This is a genomic window from Peribacillus sp. NPDC097284 (assembly GCF_044761765.1).
Taxonomy (GTDB): Bacteria; Bacillota; Bacilli; order Bacillales; family DSM-1321; genus Peribacillus.
In genome coordinates, this window is the sequence record NZ_JBIWCZ010000019.1 from 1 (window position 1) to 21455 (window position 21455).

A 21455-nucleotide genomic window follows, 5' to 3' on the forward strand; every position below is an offset into this window, starting at 1 on the left:
AGCATCTTTATCACCTCAAGTTTTAATACTTTTATTTTAAAATAAAAAAGACTGTAGGCAAAGTCGATTTTCATCGAGTTTGTCTACAGTCTGAAGGTGCCTTGCATTAAAGCAAGGCACCTTTTCTCATATGATTTACGCTTTAGCTTGTGTTTTTAAAGCTTCTGCTTTATCCGTACGCTCCCAAGGCAAATCAACATCTGTACGGCCGAAGTGACCATATGCAGCTGTTTGCTTGTAGATTGGGCGACGTAGGTCAAGCATCTTGATGATACCAGCTGGACGTAGGTCGAAATTCGCTTCTACCAATTCCACTAGCACCTCTTCACTTACTGTTCCCGTTCCAAATGTATCGATTGAGATGGATACAGGCTTAGCCACACCGATTGCGTAGGCCAATTGCACTTCCGCTTTGTCAGCCAGGCCAGCAGCTACGATGTTCTTCGCAACGTAACGAGCGGCATATGCAGCAGAACGGTCCACTTTTGTTGCATCTTTACCAGAGAAAGCACCGCCGCCGTGACGAGCGTATCCGCCGTACGTATCAACGATGATTTTACGGCCAGTAAGACCAGCATCCCCTTGAGGTCCGCCGATTACAAAACGGCCAGTCGGGTTGATGAAGTATTTCGTATCTTCATTGATTAAGTCAGCCGGTACGACCGCATTAATCACATGTTCTTTTAAGTCGGCTTGAATTTGTTCAAGTGTCACTTCAGGATCATGTTGTGTGGAGATGACGATTGTGTCTACACGTACAGGTAGGTTATTTTCATCATATTCAACCGTTACCTGCGTTTTTCCATCAGGACGTAAATAACTTAGCGTGCCATCTTTACGAACTTGAGAAAGACGGAATGATAGCTTATGAGCCAATGAAATGGGAAGTGGCATAAGCTCTTCCGTTTCATTGCACGCGAATCCGAACATAAGACCTTGGTCCCCTGCACCGATAGCATCGATTTCCTCATCGGACATCGTACCTTCACGTGCTTCCAATGCTTTATCAACACCCGCTGCAATATCAGCAGACTGCTCATCGATCGAGCTTAGCACAGCACAAGTCTCGGCATCGAAACCATATTTCGCACGAGTGTACCCGATACCTGCAATCGTATCGCGGACAATGCGTGAAATATCCACGTAAGCCGATGTTGTAATTTCTCCAGCAACAAGTACAAGACCTGTCGTTACACTTGTTTCACACGCAACGCGCGCATTAGCATCCTTAGCTAGGATTGCATCTAAAATGGAATCTGAAATCTGATCACAAATTTTATCCGGGTGGCCTTCTGTCACAGATTCAGAAGTAAATAGACGTTTCTTTGACATCTTATTTCCTCCTTGGAAGTTAGTATGTTGTAGGCATGAGCCTGATCTTTTACGGAACTCGTTTCCCTTATTAGTTTCAATCATAGACACAGAATTAATGAATAAAAACACAAAAACCTTCCCTGGCAAATGAGGAAAGGTTTAAAAATTCTATCATCTATCCTTTCACTCTTATCGTTCAAGGGTTTTTACCTTGCTCAGGTTAGCACCATCACCACTATTCCTTGAAGGTTCATCGCTTTATTTTCGGCGATTGACCTTGGAGTCAAGTTCAATATGGCAGGTTGCTGGGTTTCAAAGGGCCTGTCCCTCCACCAACTCGGGATAAGAGAATCCGTACAATTTAAGATACTATCGTATTTAGTCTGAATTTGTCAATGTTTTTCTAAATAGAACATTTTTCCCCAATGAAAAATAAAAAAACTTTTTATCTGGCACAGCCGGACTATAAATAGTATTCTTAAAGAGTGTAAACTAAGAAGATAAGACCATTGACTTACAATGGATAAATCGGACAAAATGAACATACCATCCGAACCCCTATATTCATCCCTTTTTCAGATACATAAATGGTTGTTCACTTCTTTTCTTCCTATTATAAATGAAAAGGTACACTAATCCTAAAACGGGACTTCACAAAGACTTGTGGCAGCAATCGTTTTTCACACCCTAGATTCACTTCATCCAGATCGTCTCCCGATTCAACCAGATTCAAAAACATCCATCCAGGATGACTCACTGCAAGTATATGCCCGCACTATACATAAGGTTACACTCGAAGTGAGATAATTGATTAATGTGACTATTCCACTTTCATTCACAAAAAAAGTTAAATAGTATAGACTATTCAATCCAATGTGTTATACTAATTGTATTATAAAAACTTAAACAAAGGAAGGTATCTCATATATGAATTCTGTTGACGTTAATGAGTTACACCAATTATTAGCAGGAAATAATGTGCAAACTCAACTCTCAGTTCCTCAATTAGTGGAAAAAGTATTAAGCAGAAATGAAGGCGTTTTAACTTCAACCGGCGCAGTAAAAGCTGAAACGGGCAAATACACGGGCCGTTCACCTAAAGATAAATATATTGTGGAAGAAGCTTCTGTAAAGGACAAAATTGACTGGGGCCCAGTGAACCAACCCATTTCCGAGGAAGTATTCAATAAACTATATAGTAAAGTAGTGGATTACTTAAAGACAAAAGAAGAAGTCTTTGTCTTCAAAGGTTTTGCTGGAGCAGACGAATCATCACGCCTTCCTATCCGAGTGGTTAATGAATATGCTTGGCACAACCTTTTTGCTCATACATTGTTCATCCGTCCGAATGAGGAAGAACTAAGAGGGCATGAAGCAGAATTCACCATCCTTTCCGCACCTAATTTCAAAGCGGATCCAGCAGTTGATGGAACGCAATCCGAAACGTTCATCATGGTATCATTCGAACGCCGTACTATCCTAATCGGTGGAACTGAATACGCAGGTGAAATGAAGAAATCGATTTTCTCAATCATGAACTACCTACTTCCGGAAGAAGAAATCCTTCCAATGCATTGTTCGGCAAACGTAGGTCGTGAAGGCGATGTCGCTTTATTCTTCGGATTGTCCGGTACTGGTAAAACGACTTTATCTGCCGACACGAACCGTAAACTGATCGGTGATGACGAACACGGCTGGTCTTCTAACGGTGTATTCAACATCGAAGGCGGATGCTATGCAAAAACCATCAACCTTTCACGTGAAAAAGAACCACAGATCTTCGACGCCATCCGTTTCGGCGCCGTATTGGAAAATGTCGTGGTAGATCCCGAAACACGCGTGGCGGACTACGATGACAGCTCATTAACGGAAAACACCCGTGCTGCATACCAAATGCAAGCGATCGATAACATCGTGAATCCAAGTATTGCGGGACACCCGAATACAATCATTTTCTTAACGGCTGATGCTTCTGGCGTACTGCCTCCAATCAGCAAACTTTCTAAAGAACAAGCCATGTTCCACTTCTTGAGCGGATACACAAGCAAATTGGCAGGTACAGAAAGAGGCGTGACGTCTCCTGAAGCAACATTCTCTACATGCTTCGGTTCACCGTTCCTACCACTTCCTGCTACACGCTATGCTGAAATGCTTGGAGAAAAAATCGACGAGCATGACGCAAAAGTATACCTGGTTAACACAGGATGGACTGGCGGAGCTTATGGAACTGGAAGCCGTATGAAGCTTGCTTATACTCGTGCCATGATCCAAGCAGCACTTGAAGGTGAATTAGCCAACATTGAAACCGTTCAAGATGATATCTTCGGCTTGAACATTCCGGTTCATGTTCCTGGTGTTCCTGATGAAGTGCTTCAACCAATCAAAACATGGGCAGACCCTGCTGCATACACAAAATCAGCAAAAGACCTTGCCGCTCAATTCCGTGCAAACTTCAAGAAATTCGGTAGCGTACCAAACGAAATCGAAGAACTTGGCGGGCCGATTGCATAATAAAGATAGGAGAAAGGACCAAGCGAAAATCGCTTGGTCCTTTTCTTTATCATCAAAGCAAGAATGCATAGTCCCTGGATATCCTCCTCTTCCCCATATTCACATTAGCTTTCTACGCGCACACCCCTTGGCTATCCCCATCCCCTTCCTCCTATTTCATGTGACAAACCGCATTGCAACAGAAAAAACCTGAACGACTAAAACACCGTGTGAGTGGTGTTCTTCGTTCGGGTTCTTCATCGTGTTCTTAAATCTTGAAATGGCTTACTTCCTTCTGTAGGTTTTCGGCCAGGATTGCTAGTGATTGGGCGCCTGTCGTAATCTGTTCATTCGCCGCTAGCTGCTCTTCTGTGGCTGCACTTGTATCATGTGCCCGTTCAGCAGCGCTCACCGCAATTTCCTTTACGGAAGTGGCCCCTGCTGCCACCTCTTCGGTCATGGCTTGAATGTCTTCGATAGCATTGGATGCCGACTCTATCCGTTTTCCCACTTCACCGACTGCCACTTTGATCTGGTCGAACACCTGCAAGGAATTCTCCGAGGCAATGAGTCCATCTTCCGCTTTCTTGGTTCCCATCTTGATGGATTCCACCCCTTTTTTGGTCGCATCTTGAATCATGCTGACCATGTTTGCAATCTCTGAGGCGGACAATTTCGATTGCTCAGCCAGTTTCCGGACTTCATCTGCCACGACCGCAAAACCTTTTCCATGATCCCCGGCACGGGCAGCCTCGATCGCGGCATTCAATGCCAGTAAATTAGTTTGGTCGGAAATGTCCGTAATCAAGGCTGTCACTCTTTGAATATCACTTGAATGGCTCGTCATCATTTCCATGATTTTCGCCGAGTCCTGAATGGTGGAATTGATATGATTCATTTCCTTTGTCACCGCATTCATGCTGGATGATCCCTCACGAACTAGCGAATTCACCGTTTCAGCAGATTGAAGCATGTCGACATTGCTTTCCGTAACTCTCCCGACGGCTGCAGCCATTTCATTCATGGAATCCACCGAATTTTCAATAATGACCACCTGCTGATTCGTTCCTTGCATATTATCCTCTGCCGTTTTAGCAACCATCTCCGAAGAGGCAAGGCTTTCCTCGGAACTGGCTGACATTTGCTCCGCTTGAACAGCTAACTGGCTCGAAGAATCCCTCATACTCGAGACTATCGACTTCAGTTCATTAACCATTTTGTTGAATGCACCGGCCATTTCCCCAATCTCGTCCTTGTTCCTGACCTGTATGCTTTCCACCTGGAGATTTCCTCCAGAAACCTCACCAATAGCCGCAGTGAGCTTGCGGACCGGGCGGGTAATGCTGCGACTCAGGACAGTCGGCATTACGATACTAAGTATGAAGCCTCCGATGATGACCAACGTGATGAAGCTCAGCATATCCTTTACCAAAGCATCAATCTCTTTCCTTTTCTCTTGCATATAAACCTTCTGGTTGTCACTTAACTGTATGGCTTTTTCGATGATTGTTTCTTCTAGTACACTGGTCTCTTTTGCAATGACCAAAGCTTCCTGTGTTTTCTCTTTCTGGACATTATTGATTATTTCTTCTGAAAGTTCTGTATACTTCTGTTGTGCTTTATATGCCTCTTCCAGTAAAACCCGATCTTCTTTCTTTTCCATCGTCTTTTCTAACTCTTTATAGGCACCTTCAAACCTATCATACTTCTCGGACCGGCCTTCTAAATACTTGGCATCTCCATAGATCATATATCCCCGAATATCGTTGGAGTAATCTTGCTGATTGATGATCAGGTCATCCACAAGTTGAGTCTTTTTCACGCGATTATCCAATAAAAACGTATATTGTTTATTAAGATCATCGATAATCAACAAATATACAGTCCCAATGGCCAATAAAAATACAAGTAAAGATAAAAAACTACCCCATAATTTTTTTGATACAGTTAATTTCATATAGCATCCCCCAAGTCGGTTTTCTATCTTCTTTGACCATCATATAAGAGTATAAAGTCCTATATCCATTTTACCATATTCTACATAATATTTTGTCACTTCAAGGAAAAAAAAACCTAATGCTCGTTAAAGAGTCATTAGGTTTCCTCGTCTTATCCATATCTCTTTTTCTTTTTAGACATAACAAAACCCCACCTCTACTATTCGTAACGGGTGGGGTTTCTATAGGGCTTCCACATCGGCTAGATCCATCTACAAGAACACGTCCTTTTCAATTTAAATGGCTAATTTGCTGTATTCGTCTAACTGATCCTCGGTTAAATGTTTGATGAAATGGTGAAAGTTAATCGACTCGATTCCATATCTTTCGCAAATCATTAAATAGGTTTCATACGCTTTAGTATACATATTCATTTTACTTTTCCTCCTCTGTTATATAACAAATTATTTATTGTATTAATAATATATAACAGGGTGGATCATTCTGTCAATATTTTTTCAGAAATTTTAAAAAACAAAAAAAGACCACCGAATAGGTGATCTCTAAATTCCATGACCTCTTTTACCAAAGAACGTACCTTCTCTTTTCAAATAAAGCAGGATGGTACAGAAAATGACTACTTCTGATAAAGGAATCGACAGCCATGCCGCATTGGTTCCGAATAGGAAAGGAAGGGTTACCAGGAATATGAGCATGAAGAGAAATTCCCGGCCAATCGTGATCCAGGCTGCCATCTTGACTTGCCCGACCGATTGAAAATAGGTCATCATGACGAAGTTGACCCCCATCAGAATATACCCGCCAAAGAAAATCCGAATGCCGATTGTCGCAAGTTCCTTCACGTCTTGTGAAAAGTCCCCGAATAAAGCAACTATATACGGTGCCGTCACTTGTCCGAGTAAGGTAATGAATACCCCCGCACCGATGGCCGTAAAAATGGCGATGCGAACCGTCTCGCGTTTTCGCTTCTCATCTTTTGCTCCATGGTAATAGCTAACGAGCGGTTGGATGGCCGACCCGATGCCAAGAAACATCAATAGCATCACACTGTGGGCATAATTGACGATGGAAAAGGCGGACAATCCGTCCGTTCCCGCCAACCGGGAAAACACATTGTTATGCGCAATCGTAAAGACGGATACACCGAGTTCAGATAAAAAGCTGGGAAAACCGATGGACATGGTCAAAAGGAAAAGCCGCTTATCAAAACGGAACTTGACCAGACGAAGGGTATTTTTCTTCGTGAAGAAATGGGCGGAAAGCACGACGATTCCAAGCGCCGACGCGGTGATTGTCCCAAACGCGATTTCACGCACCCCTAAATCGAACACATACAAAATGATATAGTTCAATACGAAATTCGAAACAGCCGTCACGATCAATGCCGTCATGGCCAGTGTCGGATTTCCATTATTCCGGATAAAAATACTCAAGGCATTTTCTAAGGTGAAAACAAAACCGAGCATCAAGAAAACGTTCATATAATCCGTCGCAAAGGGAGCGGTCGCTTCATTTGCCCCTAATGCGAAAACGAGCTGATTGTGAAACATATAGGCAATCAAACCAATGACGATGGTGAAGCCTGTAATTAGAACGATGGAATGCGTAAAAATGAAGCGGGAACGCACATAATCCTTCGCTCCCATGCTTTGGGAGTATAGCGTTGCACCGCCGACACCAATCCAGATCGACATGGCGACAAAAATGGTATAAATGGGCCCAGCAATATTTACCCCTGCAAGGGCAACGGACCCAAGTTTGTTACCGACCATGACGCCATCGACGACAAAGTTCAATGCCATCAAGATCATTCCGATCATGGAAGGAATCAAATAGCGTAAGAAGATCTTTCCTGTCGATTCTATTTCCAGAAGACTTTTCTGTTGTTGTTCTCTCATTGCCATGTTCCCATCTCCTATTGCTTAACCTTACTTGGAAATTCCGCTCCAAAATACGGTCCATAATGCGTCAAATTTATCTTCCAACCGCTTAGGGTCATCGGAGTATACAAGTTCGACCAAGATGGCCACGATCACACCTGTGTAGGCCAATGTTAGCGTCCGGGCATTTCCCGAACGAATCGCCCCTTCTGCTATCCATGAATCGAATAACTTTTCTAACAGTGCTTCCTGTTGATTCTCGAGATCCGCCGCTTCCTGCTGCACCTCTTTATACAAATGGGTAGGCGGAAAGAACTCCATCCTGAGCCAGAACTTTAAATTCTCATTTTCCTGAAACATCCTTCTCATCTCATCCAAGAATCCATATAGCATCCTTTCCGGATCTTGTTTTTGCTTAAAATACGCCTCATAGAAGGATAGCTCCATCTCCTTGGCATCTGTAAGGACGGCTAAAAATAAATCATCCTTTCCTTTAAAATGAGAATAAATCGATTGTTTTTTAATTCCCACATCATCAGCTATTTGAGAAAGCGACGTGCCCTCATATCCGTTAACCGCAAAATGTTTGAGTGCCGCTTTTTTAATTTCTTCACTTTTCATTACCTTCACCCTTCATCAACCAATATTTTACCCGCACTGGTACGCTCATTATCCTAACGAACGTTCGTCAGGCAATTATCACACAGAAATTCCATTCTGTAAACAGGGAAAAGCAGCCGCAGATCATTCCACGGCCACTGGTATGTATACTTGCATTTAAATCACATGGAAATAGTTTAAGATATTCTTGCCGATCAATAAGACGGTGACGCAAATGAATAATAGCCTAACATAGGAAGATCCCTTTTTAATCGCGAAGTTCGTCCCGACTAAAGCCCCGGCCACCATGGCGATTCCCATCGGAATTCCGTAAGCAAAATTGACCGTGCCCATCGATAGGAAAACAACGAGTGCTGCAATATTACTGCCAAAGTTCAAAATCTTGGCATTGCCAGCCGCTTGAACAAAATCAAATCCTATGATCAAAAAGGCAAACAATAAAAAAGAACCCGTCCCTGGTCCAAGAAAACCATCGTAAAAACCAATTGCAAAAATGACCACTAACATCAGGATGAGCTTATTCCGGGTCAATCCCTTATACAAGGTTTCTTTACCCCAATCCTTTTTGACGATCGTGTAAATCGCGACAATCACTAATATCAACAGAATCAACGGCTTCAATATGTCAGGCGAAACAAAGTGAACGACATAGGCCCCCAATATCGACCCGATTATGGTCAGCGGCAAAAACTTGATGACAAATTTGAAGTTCACTTTCCCTGCCCGAATAAATGAAATCGTACTCGTCAAGGAACCCATCGAGCTCGAAAACTTATTCGTCGCTAAAGCCGCAGATGGTGAAATTCCCGTAAACAATAAAGCAGGTATGGAAATAAGACCGCCCCCGCCCACAACAGAATCAATGAACGCAGCGATGAAACCCGCTATCACCAAAAACAGCAACGTATAAAGATTAATATCCTCCATCTACATTCCTTCTTTCAACAGCAATATCTCATCCATTATACTCCGGTGTCCCGGATTTTTTATAAATATCAAACAATTCTTCATAAAATTTCGGTTTGATCTTATAACGTGGGCGAATCAACGGCCCACGACCGGTCTGCACGCTGTGAATGTTGAATTATCCGCGTGAATGTCGAATTAATCGCACGAACGTCGAATTATGTGCCACCAATGGCGGAATGCTGGATAGTTCGGTCGAATTCCGTCCGTTCTCTACCACATAAAAAAGCGCATGCTAGATTCGCATGCGCCTCATGTATTCAATTCGTTGAATTCAGTGAGATCAATTGATATGTAATGTTGGTTTTTTCATTCATCCATTCGACTTTGCGGATGACGGCCGTTCCACTTGAATCGGATTGAATCGTTTTACGGACATCAATCGGGATGTCGATTGGATATATTCGGTACCCGGCTTTCGTCAGGCTGAACACATTTTCTTCTTCACGAATTTCGTTTCCCTTTGTCACGATCATGGTGTTGAGTTCCATAGGCATGCCCATGTATATCTCCTCCTCTGGTCAATATACTTCATTCTACCATTATTCGGTTTTACTTTTCATCCAAGTTGTTAAATCTTCGACCACTTTTCGATTGACCGCAGGCGGGAAAAAATGCGTGAATTGTGGGAAATACCAACTTTCGACAGGCTTATCGTGGGCCTTCAACCTTTTTTCCAGTCGATAGGCGTGTTCCACCGATACATTATCATCCCTTTCCCCATGAATGATCAGAACCGGAACATTCAATTCCTCGATGGCAAACAACGGCGTCCTGTATTCATATTGCTCCGGGCATTTCTTAGGACTACCACCGATGACCCTCTTCATCATCCGCCGCATATCGACTCGTTCGACATACGTCATGAACATATCCGACACTCCACCCCATGTGACAAGGGACGCAGCCGTCTGACAATGGATCGCCGTCCATAGTGCCATGATGCCACCCCGGGAAAAGCCGAGGATATGAATATGCTCCTTATTCACCCGTGGATGCTGCTCCAACAGGTTAAAGCCTGCTATCGCATCGAACCGATCTTCTCCGGCAAAATCCTCGTCCCCCTCGCCGCCTTGGTTGCCCCTATAAAACGGGGCAAAGACGATGAACCCTTCTGCCGCATACTGGATGATACGTCCAGGCCTTACCTTGCCGACGTTTTTAATGCCACCCCGTAAATAAAGGAAAGCATCGTGAATGTCCCCATCCACCGGCTCAGCCAGTAATCCCTTTACCTTCAAACCTTGAGACATGTATGTGACTAAAAAAAGGTGAATGCCAGGATGTGGTGAAGGGAACCGTTGCTTTGAAATCATCCTTCCGTTCTCCATGTTCCGCTCCCCCTTTCTGTTTCCCTTATTGTAAAACATTCAATCGATTTTATCCCCTGTTAGGCATTCACCATTTTCCCACTCGTTCATACGATAAGATAGGCAAAATTCCTATATATCAAGGAGGAAGGTAAATTGAAGAAATGGTGTAAAGCGGGTGTCCTATTTTTACTTGTATGCATGCTAGTCATTCCCCTTGGGGCATGTGGTTCAAAGAAAGAAGAAACGACGAAGGTCCGTGTGGCCGAAGTGACACGCTCGCTTTTCTATACGCCGCAATATGTCGCGATTGAAAAAGGTTTTTTTGAAGAAGAAGGCCTAAAAATCGATTTAAAAACGACTGCTGGCGGCGATAAGACGATGACCACTCTACTGTCTGATGGTGCGGACATTGCACTCGTCGGATCGGAAACATCCATCTATGTCCAGGCGCAAGGGTCCAGTGACCCGGTCATTAACTTTGCCCAGCTAACGCAAACGGATGGGACCTTCCTTGTTTCACGTGAAAAGATTGAAAATTTTGAATGGGATATGTTGAAAGACTCCACCTTCCTCGGACAGCGTAAAGGCGGAATGCCGCAAATGGCGGGGGAATTTGTCTTGAAAAAACACAATATCGACCCGCAAAAAGATCTGACGCTCATTCAGAATATTGATTTTGCGAACATCGCGACCGCATTCGCATCCAGTAACAAAATGCATACTTCAAGGCGCCTCGCTATCAGGAAGTTCCTCCGTATTTTCATGTAAACATTCCCGAAGAGCTAAATTGAACGTAATCTGGACTTCATTTTTTCCAAAAACCACTTTATCCACAACCCTGGAAAGCATAGCCTTTTTCAAATCATTGTCCGCCTGCTCGAATTCGACCTCCCACTGGTCAGCTAGATCGACATGCCTTGATGAGGCTTCCTTTTCGATATTTGCTTTCAATCCTGTCATACGTGCCGTACTTTCAGCTATCTTTTTCTCTACACTTCCCATGGCACCCGACAGTTGGTCCGGGGTAAATGCACTATCTCCCCCCAATGATTTGATGATTTCACCATGTAGCTTAGCCAATTGCTTCGTCAGAACCTGATGTTCCTTCTCCAGCTGCTTTAGGTTCCGCTCAAGCTGGGCTAGATGTGATGCCTTGTGAGAGGAGAGAGCGAAGTAGGAGCCTATATCCAGTTGAGACAGAACGGCCTTCACCCTTTTCATCACGATGGCATCGTATTTTCTGCCTTCCCACGTACTGCTTACATGTTCGCCATTCATCCTGCCTTTATTAAGCGGGCACCTATAGCGATACATAACTTTGGCGGAGTGATCCTCCTTCCCCTTACTTTTGCGGTACAAGTAGTTGCCACTCAACTTTGCCCCACAATACTGGCAATAGGCCAACCCCGAAAACATCAGCTTCCCTGCCAACGGGATGCCTTCCTTGTCTTGCCGGTTTAATTTACTGCTCCTTGCACTCCTGATCCGCTCCGCTTCCTTGAATACTTCATCCGGAATAATTCGTAACTTCTCATTATATGGCTGTGTATTTCCGTCTTCCCCATTAAAGCCTTTATAGCGTTTGTTCCCGATATAAATCGGGTTGGCCAAGATGCGCTGAATGGTACTTACCCCATATATGTTCCCGTCCCTATTTCGATAGCCTTTGTTGTTCAAGTAATCAACAATTTTTCGATACCCCATGTGTCGGTCCACGTATAAACGGAAAACCAGCTTTATCATGGCGGACTCTTCCTCATCCACCGCCAACTCTTTCAGGTGTCTGTCTTTGTTCTTCCAATGCACCCGGTCTGTTTCAAGGATTCTATAACCAATCGGGGCGGCCCCACCTTGAAAATAGCCTTGCTCACTTAGCTGCTTTTTAGCTTCCCGTACCCTCATAGAAGTTTTCTGGCTTTCCCCGTCGGATTGCCAGAAACTGATATAGTTCAACAGCTTGTCGATATGTGTTTCCGTGTTCCGCTTTCCTTCTTGCGTGGACCAGACCTCTACGGCATTCTGATTCAGGAAATTGACGATTAAAGGCGTTTCATCCTCCCGCCTCCCTAATCGGTCAAACATGAACACCAAAAGAACATCCAATTCCTTGTCCAGGGCCCCTTGTTTAATCGTATTCAGGGCATCCCTTTCGTCCGCTTTCTTCGACCAGCCCGAAACCCCTTTTTCTATTAATTCCTGAGTGATGCGCCAATCCGGCCTATTTTTCACGAATTCTTGGCATGCGTTTTTTTGAATGGGAATATCATCATCCGTAGCCATCTGCTTCATGGTGGATACTCGATACAGGCACCAAACCCGTTTCATTTGCACACCCCTTTTTCCCTGTTTCATTCGGTTAAAATAAAACCCTCATTAAAACGGTGCCTCAAAACCATATCCCCCTAAAAAACGCTTTAAGCCCTTTTCTCGCCACCTCGTTCCTCGCCTCACTCTTAGCGAACTTCAAAGTCACCTTCACCTTATAATCGGAGATCTCCAACAAATAATCGTATTCTTCATCTGTTCTGTGCTGGTATTCCGTTGTGTCCCATACAATCAGTTTCCCTTTCCCTCCATTTGCTTCCTCTGTCATCGCCATCACCCCGTTGCCATGGATTCCTATAATCTATGGCCGTCACGATGATAGTATTAATAGTCTTCTAATCACTACCCGTAGAATACTGGGGCAGAATGAGATACATAAGGATAGAAAAAAGCCAGTACCCGAAAGTACTGGCTGACCAATTATGATGGTTGTTTAATCTTTGCTTTAGACGGAACAAACAGGGTTAACACGAACGCGATAATCGCTAGGATGGTCATGAAATAATAGGCATCACTCGAACCCAAGATCGAAGCTAGTGCGCGGATGGATTCACCTGTAGCATTTGGTGTATCCCCCAACAATGTGTCCGCATGCTTTGTCGTTTGTGCCGTAAACACGGTAACGACAATAGCCGTTCCAATTGCCCCTGCAATTTGGCGAACCGTATTATTCACGGCTGTACCATGTGTCACTAGTGTTTTCGGTAAGGCATTCAAACCAGCCGTGTTTAATGGCATCGTAATAAAGCTCAATCCTATGCGAAGGAAAATGGTCCGCACCATCAAAAAGACGAAGGTCGTCGATTCGGTTAAATCTGTAACCACCCACATGGACGGAATGATGAAAATCAACCCGATGATGAATACCGGTTTCGCGCCTAAGCGGTCAAACAATTTCCCCGTGACCGGAGACATCAAGGCGTTGATGATAGCACCCGGCAATAATAATAAACCGGCGTCAAATGCAGTGAATCCTCGACCATTTTGTAAATAGATCGGCAATAGGATCATATCCGCATACATCATCATCGTAACGAAGATGTTAATGATGGAAGTTAGCGTAAATACTTTATTCTTAAAAACCGATAAGTTAAGGAACGGATCAGATGATTTTATTTGTCTCATACAGAAAATCGCTATCGTCACGATCCCTACAAGTATGGTCATTATGAAAACCTTATCATCCCACCCATGGCTCCCGGCATTACTGAAGCCATATAGAATAAGACCAAATCCGATGGTTGATAAAATAACACTTGCTACATCCAACTTCACTTTTTCCGTTTCCGAAACATTGATTAAATATTTCACCGCTAATAATATGACGATCACGACAAATGGAATGATCCCGATGAATAACCAGCGCCATGAATAATATTCAATAACGAAACCGGCCAATGTCGGTGCAATGGCTGGAGCGAATATGATCGCCAGTCCCATCAACCCCATCATGCTTCCCCTTTTTTCTGGAGGGAAAATAAACATGACGACGCTCATTAGCAATGGCATAATAATTCCTGCCCCAATGGCCTGAATCATACGTCCCATCAGTAAAATAGCGAAATTCGGTGCTACCGCGCACAAAATAGAGCCAATTAATAAAAACAGCATCGAACTTATAAATAATTGGCGTGTAGAAAAACGTTTCATTAAATAGGCCGTAATCGGGATTAACACCCCATTCACCAACATAAACCCAGTGGATATCCACTGCACGGTTGTAGCAGATACAGAAAATACCTCCATTAAGTTACTTAGTGCAACGTTTAAAAGGGTTTGATTTAAAGTGGATAAAAAACACCCTAAAATCAACACGGTTAATAATACCTTTTTATTGATTGGTTCCGACATATTACCCCTCACTTCATTTGCTTTTTTAACACCTTGTCAATAAAATAGATAGTACCATTCATTTTTTTGGATGCCTATTCACAATTTGTTATGAAGTGTTAATTAAACAACAGATTTTAAAAATATATTGAAGAAGTTCGAGATAATAGATGAAGGAGGTTTACGTTGTCGACACAAAAAAAGCAGGATCCCCGTGCCCTTCGCTCTAAGCGAATGATTAAAAAGGCCGTCACGGATATCTTGATTGAAAACCCTGATATATCGAAGCTTACCGTCCAAAAGATATCGGACCGCGCGGAGCTGAATCGTGCAACTTTTTATTTACACTTTGTCGATATTAATGATTTGTTAAAACAATTGGTCTATGATATTTTCGACGACTTGTCGTTGGAATTGTCACCCATCTTGCAAATTGATAATTTGAATAATGAAGAGCAATTAATTACGTTTTTGGATTACTTTTATAAGCACCGAAAGCTTTTTGCCGTGCTTTTTGCCCACCCGGGTTTCAAGAAAAAATTGCATATGATCTTAAAGGACTCCATTGCCATAAAACGTGTAAGGGACCGGACAAAGGAAGTAACGTTATCCATGGATATTCTCGCCTCCTCCATCCTGGGTGTCATCATGTGGTGGCTTAAAGATGGCGTTCATTTCAGTTCCGAATATATTGCCAAACAAATTATTGAACTCTATCGATAATAAGATTAACAAACCAAATAATTAAAATGCTCTTTTTTTACATTTATTATGCATTCTTTTCATTAAAAGGTGTAAAATAAATATCGACCGGATTTATCAAACTATACAGTCCCATATTTCGTCTTTATTTACGTTCTCCATTACTTTCCTTCTATAAGAAATACGGGTGGAAAATCCAATTTGATAAACTTTTTCTGAGAGTGTTTTTAAGATATAATGGAGATAATGTATAAGGTAGGTCATGTTTCATTGGTTTTACCTATTGGTATTGGGTTTATGCTCATAACCAAAGCAGCGATATAATTTACGTTCACTACTTCACATCATCTATATTTTAACGATATAGTATTATTGGCTATTTTAATCTATTAAAAAAAGCAATACAGTATGATATGCTTATAATAAAGACAGGAATGATGTGTGACCAGGTCACGCCTTGGCTTATTGTGACGCCTAAGCAGGACCACCTACATCCTTTCTGCAAATTTTAGGGTATAAGGATGGTAATGATGAGCAACGGAGAAATCAAAACAGACGTCATCTTAATTGGTGCCGGGATCATGAGCGCGACTTTGGGGACAATGCTTAAAGAACTAGTACCGGAATGGGAAATCAAGGTGTTCGAAAAGCTTGAAAGCGCGGGGGAAGAAAGCTCTAACGAGTGGAATAATGCGGGGACAGGTCATGCAGCACTGTGTGAACTTAATTACACAACTGAAAAACCAGATGGTTCTATTGATATTAGCAAGGCCCTTAAAATTAACGAACAATTTCAACTTTCAACTCAGTTTTGGTCTTATCTTGTAAAGAACAAGCTGATAAATAATCCACAAGACTTCATCACGTCATTGCCACATATGAGCATGGTTCAAGGGGAAGAAAATATTGCGTTCTTAAAGAAACGTTTTAAAGCGCTATCAGAAAGCCCTCTATTCCAAGGGATGGAATTTTCTGAAGACCCTGCAAAATTAAAGGAATGGATTCCACTTATCATGGAAAACCGTCCATCGAATGACCGCATTGCGGCCACTAAAATCGACTCTGGAACAGATGTTAACTTTGGTGCCTTGTCGCGTATGTTATTTGACCACTTAGAAAATAAAAATGTAGATATTAAATATAAACATTCTGTTGATAACATTAAACGGGCTAACGACGGTTCTTGGGAATTGAAAGTTCGTAACGCCAAGGGTAATGTTGAACGCCATAATGCTAAATTCGTCTTCATCGGCGGCGGGGGCGGAAGCTTGCACTTACTGCAAAAATCCGGTATCCCTGAAGGGAAGCATATTGGTGGATTCCCTGTCAGCGGGATCTTCATGGTATGTAATAATCCAGAAATCATCGAGCAACATCATGCCAAAGTATACGGAAAAGCTAAAGTTGGTGCTCCACCAATGTCTGTTCCGCATCTTGACACACGATTCATCGATAATAAAAAATCATTGCTATTCGGACCGTTTGCCGGCTTCTCACCGAAGTTCCTGAAAACAGGTTCCATGTTTGATTTAATCACTTCCGTCAAACCGAATAATGTCTTGACGATGTTATCAGCTGGCGCAAAAGAATTGCCTTTGACTAAATATCTGGTTCAGCAACTTATGTTATCGAAAGAACAACGCGTTGAAGAATTACGTGAGTTCATCCCTAACGCTAAAGTTGAAGATTGGGATTTGGTCGTAGCTGGACAACGTGTTCAAGTTATCAAAGATACGGATAAAGGAAAAGGAACGCTTCAATTTGGTACGGAAGTCATTACAGGGGCTGACGGTTCGATTGCCGCATTATTGGGTGCATCACCAGGTGCTTCAACAGCCGTTCATGTTATGCTTCAAATCATCGACAAATGCTTCCCTGAACAGAAGCAAGAATGGGAACCGAAACTTAAAGAAATGATTCCGTCTTACGGCATTTCCTTGAAAGATAACCCAGACGTTCTTGAAGAAGTTCATGCTTCTACAGCAGAGGTACTTGGTTTACACAAAAAAAAAGAAAAAGCCTATAATTAATATTCGATAACCTTCAATCTGAAAAGGATTGAAGGTTTTTTTATTCATTTTAACTCAAAACTCTCCCCCTCTATTTATTCCGCCAAACTGGAAATCATGACATAGACCATAAAAATAGATTCACTAATCTTCCCATACCATGATCCTCAAAAAAGTATGTATCTTGTTATCCATTGCCTTCGCATCCGGTACAGGTGATTTCGTCCAATTGTTCGAACCGACTGCCAGTGTGTTCGAGAAAGAAGGCAAGGGCCATATTGTCGCTTCCTTTGGTGCAGAGTCCGGTCATCTTCCCTATACCACCTTTATGGCCAAGGAAAGTTATCTGAAGGACGATAAAGAGACCGTAGAGAAATTTACTCGAGCCTTGAAGAAGGCACAGGATTGGGTGCAGGAAAATGATGCAGCAGAAGTCGCCAAAGTGATCCAACCATTCTTCGATGATATCGACGTTGAGACGATGGAGACCGTTATCGACCGTTACAAGGAGCAAGGTTCCTTTGCACCGGATCCGATTCTGGATGAAGAAGAATGGAATAACTTGCAGGATATCATGGACGAAGCCGGTGAATTGCCTACACGCATCAGCCATGATGAGCTTGTCAATACGGACTTTGCAAAAGAAGTCACCAAATAAGGTACAGAGTAAGGAGGATGTCTCATGGGATTTTTGACGATCGAAGACATTCACCACACGTATTTTTCAAATCAGGCGGCCCAAACCGCACTTGGGGGCATTTCTCTCGATATTGAAAAAGGTGAATTCGTCTCTTTTCTTGGCCCGAGCGGTTGCGGGAAAACGACCCTGCTTTCCATCATCGCCGGACTGTTTCCACCCACTTCTGGGAAAATCCTGCTCGAAAACGAACCGCTTGGGACGGATCATGATTTTCCGATTGGCTATATGCTTCAACAGGATTACCTCTTTCCATGGAAGACGATAGATGAAAATGTTACGTTGGGGTTACGTCTATTGAAGAAAAATGAAGGATTAGAACGGGTCAAAGCGTTGAAGTTATTGAATGAGGTGGGGTTGGCCGGATCTGAAAAGTCGTATCCACGCGAACTCTCTGGTGGAATGAGGCAACGTGCCGCCCTGGCCCGGACTCTCGCCGTTGACCCGAAGATCCTGCTTCTTGATGAACCATTTTCTGCCCTGGATTATCAAACGAAACTGAAACTCGAGGACCTTGTATCGGAAACACTGAAATCATTCGGAAAGACTGCTGTCCTTGTGACCCATGATATCGGTGAAGCGATTGCGATGAGTGACCGGATCTATCTGTTCGCTGCGAAACCGGGTAAAATCCATAAGACATTCGATGTGCCCATGGAACTGCGTGAACTGACACCATTCCATGCCCGTAACCATCCAGAGTACACCGCGTTATTCCAAACAATTTGGAAGGAGCTTGAAAGTCTTGAATATTGAACAGCTTCATGGCCAATATAAAGCCTCGTTGAAAAAAGAAAAAAAGCTGGTCCGTGTTTATCAGCTCCTCATTTTCATCGTCTTTTTCAGTGGGTGGGAGTTGTTTTCACGGATGAAATGGATCGATCCGCTCATCTTCAGTTCCCCTTCGAAAGTCTGGCAGTTATTTTTAACGAAAGTGGCTGATGGTTCCCTGCTCTCCCATTCGGGCGTGACGCTATTCGAAACCGTACTCGGCTTTCTTATCGGAACACTGCTTGGGACGGTGCTCGCTTCCGTACTTTGGTGGTCTCCTAGACTATCCAATATCCTTGATCCCTATCTCGTCATTTTAAATGCGATGCCAAAAGTGGCCCTTGGTCCCATCATCATCGTCGCATTCGGTCCCGGCTTCCCTTCGATTATTTCCATGGGAGCGATCATTTCCATCATCATCACCACGATTGTCGTCTATACCGCATTTCGGGAAGTCGACCCAAACTACCTGAAAGTCCTTCAAACATTTGGTGCCACACGGTTACAGTCGTTCCGGGAAGCCATATTACCCGCTTCCTTTCCAACCATCATCTCCACCTTGAAAGTGAACGTGGGACTCTCATGGGTGGGAGTCATCGTCGGAGAATTCCTAGTTTCCGCAAAAGGGCTCGGCTACCTAATCATCTATGGATTCCAAGTCTTCAATTTCACCCTCGTGATGCTTGCCTTGATGATCATCGCTGTCTTCGCAACTATCATGTACCAGCTTGTCGAACTGCTTGAACGAAAATTGATCAAGGACTGACCTAGCTGCTGATCGTACATCGGCAGTTTTTTTGTAGTTATTCCTTTTCATGATAGGCAAAACAGCATGTGCCTTGTAAGGGGCCATGCTGTTTTACAATCAATAATTAGTTTTCCTGTTTTTTTGTACGTACTTTTTAACAAGCTTCATTTTCCCATTTTTAGATAATGAATATTTTTTCACGTCCCAAGTATCCGTATATTTTTCAGCATTCGGTTCTTTACCTGGATCCCAATTTTTCTTCATTCTTTCTATTGCCACTTCTATCGTATTAGCAGAAAGGAACTTCGTGTCTAATCCTGCTCCACTTGTATATCCTTTTTTCAAAAAGACTTTACCATTAGAATGGACGCCTACGATGGTCGTTCTCGCACCGCCGCCAGCGATTTCCGTATAATACAGAAACGTATCCTTCTCTTTTGTTTCTGTATATTGCATATATCCAAATGTGCTCGATAAATATTTCAAGCTCCACACTTTCTTTTTCCCTTTTTTAATAAAAGGCGTATAGTTCCATTCATCTCTTTCTTCTATTCCCACGCTCAACCCATTTTTTAGCTTTTTGGAAAATTCACCTGTTCCACTATCATTCATATGTACGGGATAGACCTTCGCCTTTGCTTTTGCTGAGGTATGCGTTAACGGAAAGACCAGACTAAACATGAACAGGACAATCAATAGTAATGTACCTTTTTTCCTCAATTCACTCACCCCATAACTAGGTATTTATATCCATTACTATTTTACCACCTATTGCCGTAAAAAACAGCCTGCTGACTGTCTCTTTGTCATCCTTTCATCATGTCTTTAAGCCGTTTCAGGCTAAGCGGCAGGATTTCGTCTTTCATGATAAAACTGTACTCCTTCCCTGGGACGTCCGGCAGCTTAGCCAAAAGGAGCGGTCCGTCCGTCTCCAGATAATCCTTTTTGCTTTCCAGACCACCTAGCTCGGCGAAATAGATGGATTTAATGAACGGTTTTATGGGATCATGGACCTTGTATTGCCCTAAAAAAATCAACTCGTTCACCAATCCGCCTGTTTCTTCATACACTTCACGCTTGGCTGCCCCTTCAATCGTTTCTCCATCCTCCCGCTTGCCACCTGGAAATTCCAACCCGCGCTTCCGGTGTTTCGTCAATACCCACTTGCCACTGTATCGGCATATGACAAATACATGATAGGCATCCCCGAAAGCCTCATCATGTGAAAACTCGACCATATATCCATTTTCGTCTATAAAGCTTTTCATATTTCCCACAACCAATCCTTATTTCACCCATTTCTCTCCATTTGAGTTATACTTATTATAAGATAAAAAAATGAGAATGTAGCAAAAAAGATGACCTCTAATATTCGAGGCCATCATCTGTCCGCTTTGCCTGCAGAATACCCATGCTTTCGATATGCCGCTTGCCTTCTTCTGTTCCTAGCATATAGATCATTTCATAAATCTTTTGAAGCGTGACATCCTGTTCATCGTTTTCACGGTCATAATGATATTGTAAATACGGTACGTGGGCACGATAAAAATTATCTTCCCCTACAGAATAATTGTAATCGAACAATTCCCGAAGCTGGATGATTTCATTATCCGTTGCCTCGATTTCAAAATTCCATGGAGAACTTTCCCGGTCCTGCGTGATTTGCCCGTTTGGGATGTATACGTAATACTTTTTCCTGGTTTCTTCCATTCATCATCATCCTTTCCCTAACTCCTACGCTTATTTTCTCACCAGATTCCACCTTCATACGATGGAAAAATTTGTTTGCACAAATGGGAAAGATGTTAAATAATAGATTAAAGTATCTTTC

The 21455-nt window shown here is 42.9% G+C and carries 19 protein-coding genes, 2 pseudogenes and 1 riboswitch; of the genes and pseudogenes, 7 read left to right on the forward strand and 14 right to left on the reverse strand.

The genetic code is table 11. The features are described from left to right. Nucleotides 1-135: 135 nt before the first annotated feature. The gene (gene metK / locus ACIQXU_RS19595) at nt 136-1332 is read right to left on the reverse strand and encodes a methionine adenosyltransferase (RefSeq protein WP_402875116.1); all 1197 of its coding nucleotides are present in this window, start codon (nt 1330-1332) and stop codon (nt 136-138) included. Between the two features lie 168 nt (nt 1333-1500). Next, nucleotides 1501-1663: riboswitch (SAM riboswitch) on the reverse strand. Between the two features lie 578 nt (nt 1664-2241). Between metK and pckA the strand changes: the two genes are divergently transcribed. After that, on the forward strand, nt 2242-3825 hold the full coding sequence (gene pckA / locus ACIQXU_RS19600) for a phosphoenolpyruvate carboxykinase (ATP) (RefSeq protein WP_402875118.1): 1584 nt from the start codon (nt 2242-2244) through the stop codon (nt 3823-3825). Nucleotides 3826-4072: 247 nt separating this feature from the next. On the opposite strand, the gene ACIQXU_RS19605 is transcribed toward pckA, so the two are convergent. The 7 genes from ACIQXU_RS19605 to ACIQXU_RS19635 all read right to left on the reverse strand — a co-directional run bounded on the left by ACIQXU_RS19605 (nt 4073) and on the right by ACIQXU_RS19635 (nt 10560). Beyond that, nucleotides 4073-5761, reverse strand: coding sequence for a methyl-accepting chemotaxis protein (locus tag ACIQXU_RS19605; RefSeq protein ID WP_402991811.1), 1689 nt, complete (start codon nt 5759-5761; stop codon nt 4073-4075). A 276-nt stretch (nt 5762-6037) separates the two neighbouring features. Continuing rightward, the gene (locus tag ACIQXU_RS19610) at nt 6038-6175 is read right to left on the reverse strand and encodes a hypothetical protein (RefSeq protein WP_402957035.1); all 138 of its coding nucleotides are present in this window, start codon (nt 6173-6175) and stop codon (nt 6038-6040) included. A 129-nt stretch (nt 6176-6304) separates the two neighbouring features. Beyond that, a complete protein-coding gene (locus tag ACIQXU_RS19615; protein ID WP_402957033.1) occupies nt 6305-7666 on the reverse strand; it encodes an MATE family efflux transporter in 1362 nt (453 codons plus the stop codon). Nucleotides 7667-7690: 24 nt separating this feature from the next. After that, the gene (locus tag ACIQXU_RS19620; RefSeq protein ID WP_402957031.1) at nt 7691-8263 is read right to left on the reverse strand and encodes a TetR/AcrR family transcriptional regulator; all 573 of its coding nucleotides are present in this window, start codon (nt 8261-8263) and stop codon (nt 7691-7693) included. 156 nt (nt 8264-8419) lie between these two features. Then, entirely contained in the window at nt 8420-9190 is a 771-nt protein-coding gene (locus ACIQXU_RS19625; protein ID WP_402875132.1) for a TSUP family transporter, read from the reverse strand. A 299-nt stretch (nt 9191-9489) separates the two neighbouring features. Next, nucleotides 9490-9732 carry a DUF2584 domain-containing protein gene (locus ACIQXU_RS19630; RefSeq protein ID WP_402875134.1) on the reverse strand — a complete coding sequence of 81 codons (243 nt, stop codon included), beginning with the start codon at nt 9730-9732 and terminating at the stop codon, nt 9490-9492. 39 nt (nt 9733-9771) lie between these two features. Then, nucleotides 9772-10560: an alpha/beta hydrolase family protein gene (locus tag ACIQXU_RS19635; RefSeq protein ID WP_402957029.1), complete on the reverse strand. Its 789-nt coding sequence runs from the start codon at nt 10558-10560 to the stop codon at nt 9772-9774. 180 nt (nt 10561-10740) lie between these two features. Between ACIQXU_RS19635 and ACIQXU_RS19640 the strand changes: the two are divergent. Next, nucleotides 10741-11247: pseudogene (locus ACIQXU_RS19640) on the forward strand (ABC transporter substrate-binding protein); the annotation flags it as partial. Nucleotides 11248-11265: 18 nt separating this feature from the next. Here the strand turns inward: ACIQXU_RS19640 and ACIQXU_RS19645 are convergent. From ACIQXU_RS19645 to ACIQXU_RS19655, 3 genes are all read right to left on the reverse strand, one after another. Further along, nucleotides 11266-12867 (reverse strand): recombinase family protein, encoded by a 1602-nt coding sequence (locus ACIQXU_RS19645; RefSeq protein WP_402875139.1) that lies wholly within the window; start codon nt 12865-12867, stop codon nt 11266-11268. Between the two features lie 61 nt (nt 12868-12928). After that, entirely contained in the window at nt 12929-13135 is a 207-nt protein-coding gene (locus ACIQXU_RS19650) for a hypothetical protein (protein WP_402875142.1), read from the reverse strand. Between the two features lie 152 nt (nt 13136-13287). After that, nucleotides 13288-14718, reverse strand: coding sequence for a DHA2 family efflux MFS transporter permease subunit (locus ACIQXU_RS19655; RefSeq protein WP_402991820.1), 1431 nt, complete (start codon nt 14716-14718; stop codon nt 13288-13290). A gap of 165 nt (nt 14719-14883) precedes the next feature. Here ACIQXU_RS19655 and ACIQXU_RS19660 point away from each other — a divergent pair, with 165 nt between their 5' ends. From ACIQXU_RS19660 to ACIQXU_RS19680, 5 genes and pseudogenes are all read left to right on the forward strand, one after another. Continuing rightward, nucleotides 14884-15420 carry a TetR/AcrR family transcriptional regulator gene (locus ACIQXU_RS19660; protein ID WP_402991823.1) on the forward strand — a complete coding sequence of 179 codons (537 nt, stop codon included), beginning with the start codon at nt 14884-14886 and terminating at the stop codon, nt 15418-15420. 509 nt (nt 15421-15929) lie between these two features. Next, entirely contained in the window at nt 15930-17429 is a 1500-nt protein-coding gene (locus ACIQXU_RS19665; protein WP_402875147.1) for a malate:quinone oxidoreductase, read from the forward strand. A gap of 175 nt (nt 17430-17604) precedes the next feature. Beyond that, nucleotides 17605-18066: pseudogene (locus tag ACIQXU_RS19670) on the forward strand (ABC transporter substrate-binding protein); the annotation flags it as partial. Between the two features lie 24 nt (nt 18067-18090). After that, entirely contained in the window at nt 18091-18861 is a 771-nt protein-coding gene (locus ACIQXU_RS19675) for an ABC transporter ATP-binding protein (RefSeq protein WP_402957022.1), read from the forward strand. Beyond that, entirely contained in the window at nt 18851-19642 is a 792-nt protein-coding gene (locus ACIQXU_RS19680) for an ABC transporter permease (protein ID WP_402875150.1), read from the forward strand. The genes ACIQXU_RS19675 and ACIQXU_RS19680 overlap by 11 nt, the downstream gene beginning before the upstream one ends. 99 nt (nt 19643-19741) lie before the next feature. Here the strand turns inward: ACIQXU_RS19680 and ACIQXU_RS19685 are convergent, their stop codons facing one another. From ACIQXU_RS19685 to ACIQXU_RS19695, 3 genes are all read right to left on the reverse strand, one after another. Continuing rightward, nucleotides 19742-20344, reverse strand: a complete 603-nt coding sequence (locus ACIQXU_RS19685) for a hypothetical protein (RefSeq protein ID WP_402875153.1) — start codon at nt 20342-20344, stop codon at nt 19742-19744. Nucleotides 20345-20430: 86 nt separating this feature from the next. Then, nucleotides 20431-20892, reverse strand: coding sequence for an RNA deprotection pyrophosphohydrolase (gene ytkD / locus ACIQXU_RS19690; protein WP_402957018.1), 462 nt, complete (start codon nt 20890-20892; stop codon nt 20431-20433). Nucleotides 20893-20989: 97 nt separating this feature from the next. Continuing rightward, on the reverse strand, nt 20990-21334 hold the full coding sequence (locus ACIQXU_RS19695) for a hydrolase (RefSeq protein WP_402875159.1): 345 nt from the start codon (nt 21332-21334) through the stop codon (nt 20990-20992). Nucleotides 21335-21455 lie beyond the last annotated feature (121 nt).

Excerpts from the sequence above, each read along its gene's own strand:
- ACIQXU_RS19620 (WP_402957031.1), bottom strand. The coding sequence starts at position 8,263 with ATGAAAAGTGAAGAAATTAAAAAAGCGGCACTCAAACATTTTGCGGTT.
- ACIQXU_RS19650 (WP_402875142.1), bottom strand. The coding sequence starts at position 13,135 with ATGACAGAGGAAGCAAATGGAGGGAAAGGGAAACTGATTGTATGGGAC.
- ACIQXU_RS19665 (WP_402875147.1), top strand. The coding sequence starts at position 15,930 with ATGAGCAACGGAGAAATCAAAACAGACGTCATCTTAATTGGTGCCGGG.
- ACIQXU_RS19605 (WP_402991811.1), bottom strand. The coding sequence starts at position 5,761 with ATGAAATTAACTGTATCAAAAAAATTATGGGGTAGTTTTTTATCTTTA.
- metK (WP_402875116.1), bottom strand. The coding sequence starts at position 1,332 with ATGTCAAAGAAACGTCTATTTACTTCTGAATCTGTGACAGAAGGCCAC.
- ACIQXU_RS19645 (WP_402875139.1), bottom strand. The coding sequence starts at position 12,867 with ATGAAACGGGTTTGGTGCCTGTATCGAGTATCCACCATGAAGCAGATG.
- ACIQXU_RS19675 (WP_402957022.1), top strand. The coding sequence starts at position 18,091 with ATGGGATTTTTGACGATCGAAGACATTCACCACACGTATTTTTCAAAT.
- ACIQXU_RS19630 (WP_402875134.1), bottom strand. The coding sequence starts at position 9,732 with ATGGGCATGCCTATGGAACTCAACACCATGATCGTGACAAAGGGAAAC.
- ytkD (WP_402957018.1), bottom strand. The coding sequence starts at position 20,892 with ATGAAAAGCTTTATAGACGAAAATGGATATATGGTCGAGTTTTCACAT.
- pckA (WP_402875118.1), top strand. The coding sequence starts at position 2,242 with ATGAATTCTGTTGACGTTAATGAGTTACACCAATTATTAGCAGGAAAT.
- ACIQXU_RS19695 (WP_402875159.1), bottom strand. The coding sequence starts at position 21,334 with ATGGAAGAAACCAGGAAAAAGTATTACGTATACATCCCAAACGGGCAA.
- ACIQXU_RS19615 (WP_402957033.1), bottom strand. The coding sequence starts at position 7,666 with ATGGCAATGAGAGAACAACAACAGAAAAGTCTTCTGGAAATAGAATCG.
- ACIQXU_RS19625 (WP_402875132.1), bottom strand. The coding sequence starts at position 9,190 with ATGGAGGATATTAATCTTTATACGTTGCTGTTTTTGGTGATAGCGGGT.
- ACIQXU_RS19610 (WP_402957035.1), bottom strand. The coding sequence starts at position 6,175 with ATGAATATGTATACTAAAGCGTATGAAACCTATTTAATGATTTGCGAA.
- ACIQXU_RS19635 (WP_402957029.1), bottom strand. The coding sequence starts at position 10,560 with ATGGAGAACGGAAGGATGATTTCAAAGCAACGGTTCCCTTCACCACAT.
- ACIQXU_RS19655 (WP_402991820.1), bottom strand. The coding sequence starts at position 14,718 with ATGTCGGAACCAATCAATAAAAAGGTATTATTAACCGTGTTGATTTTA.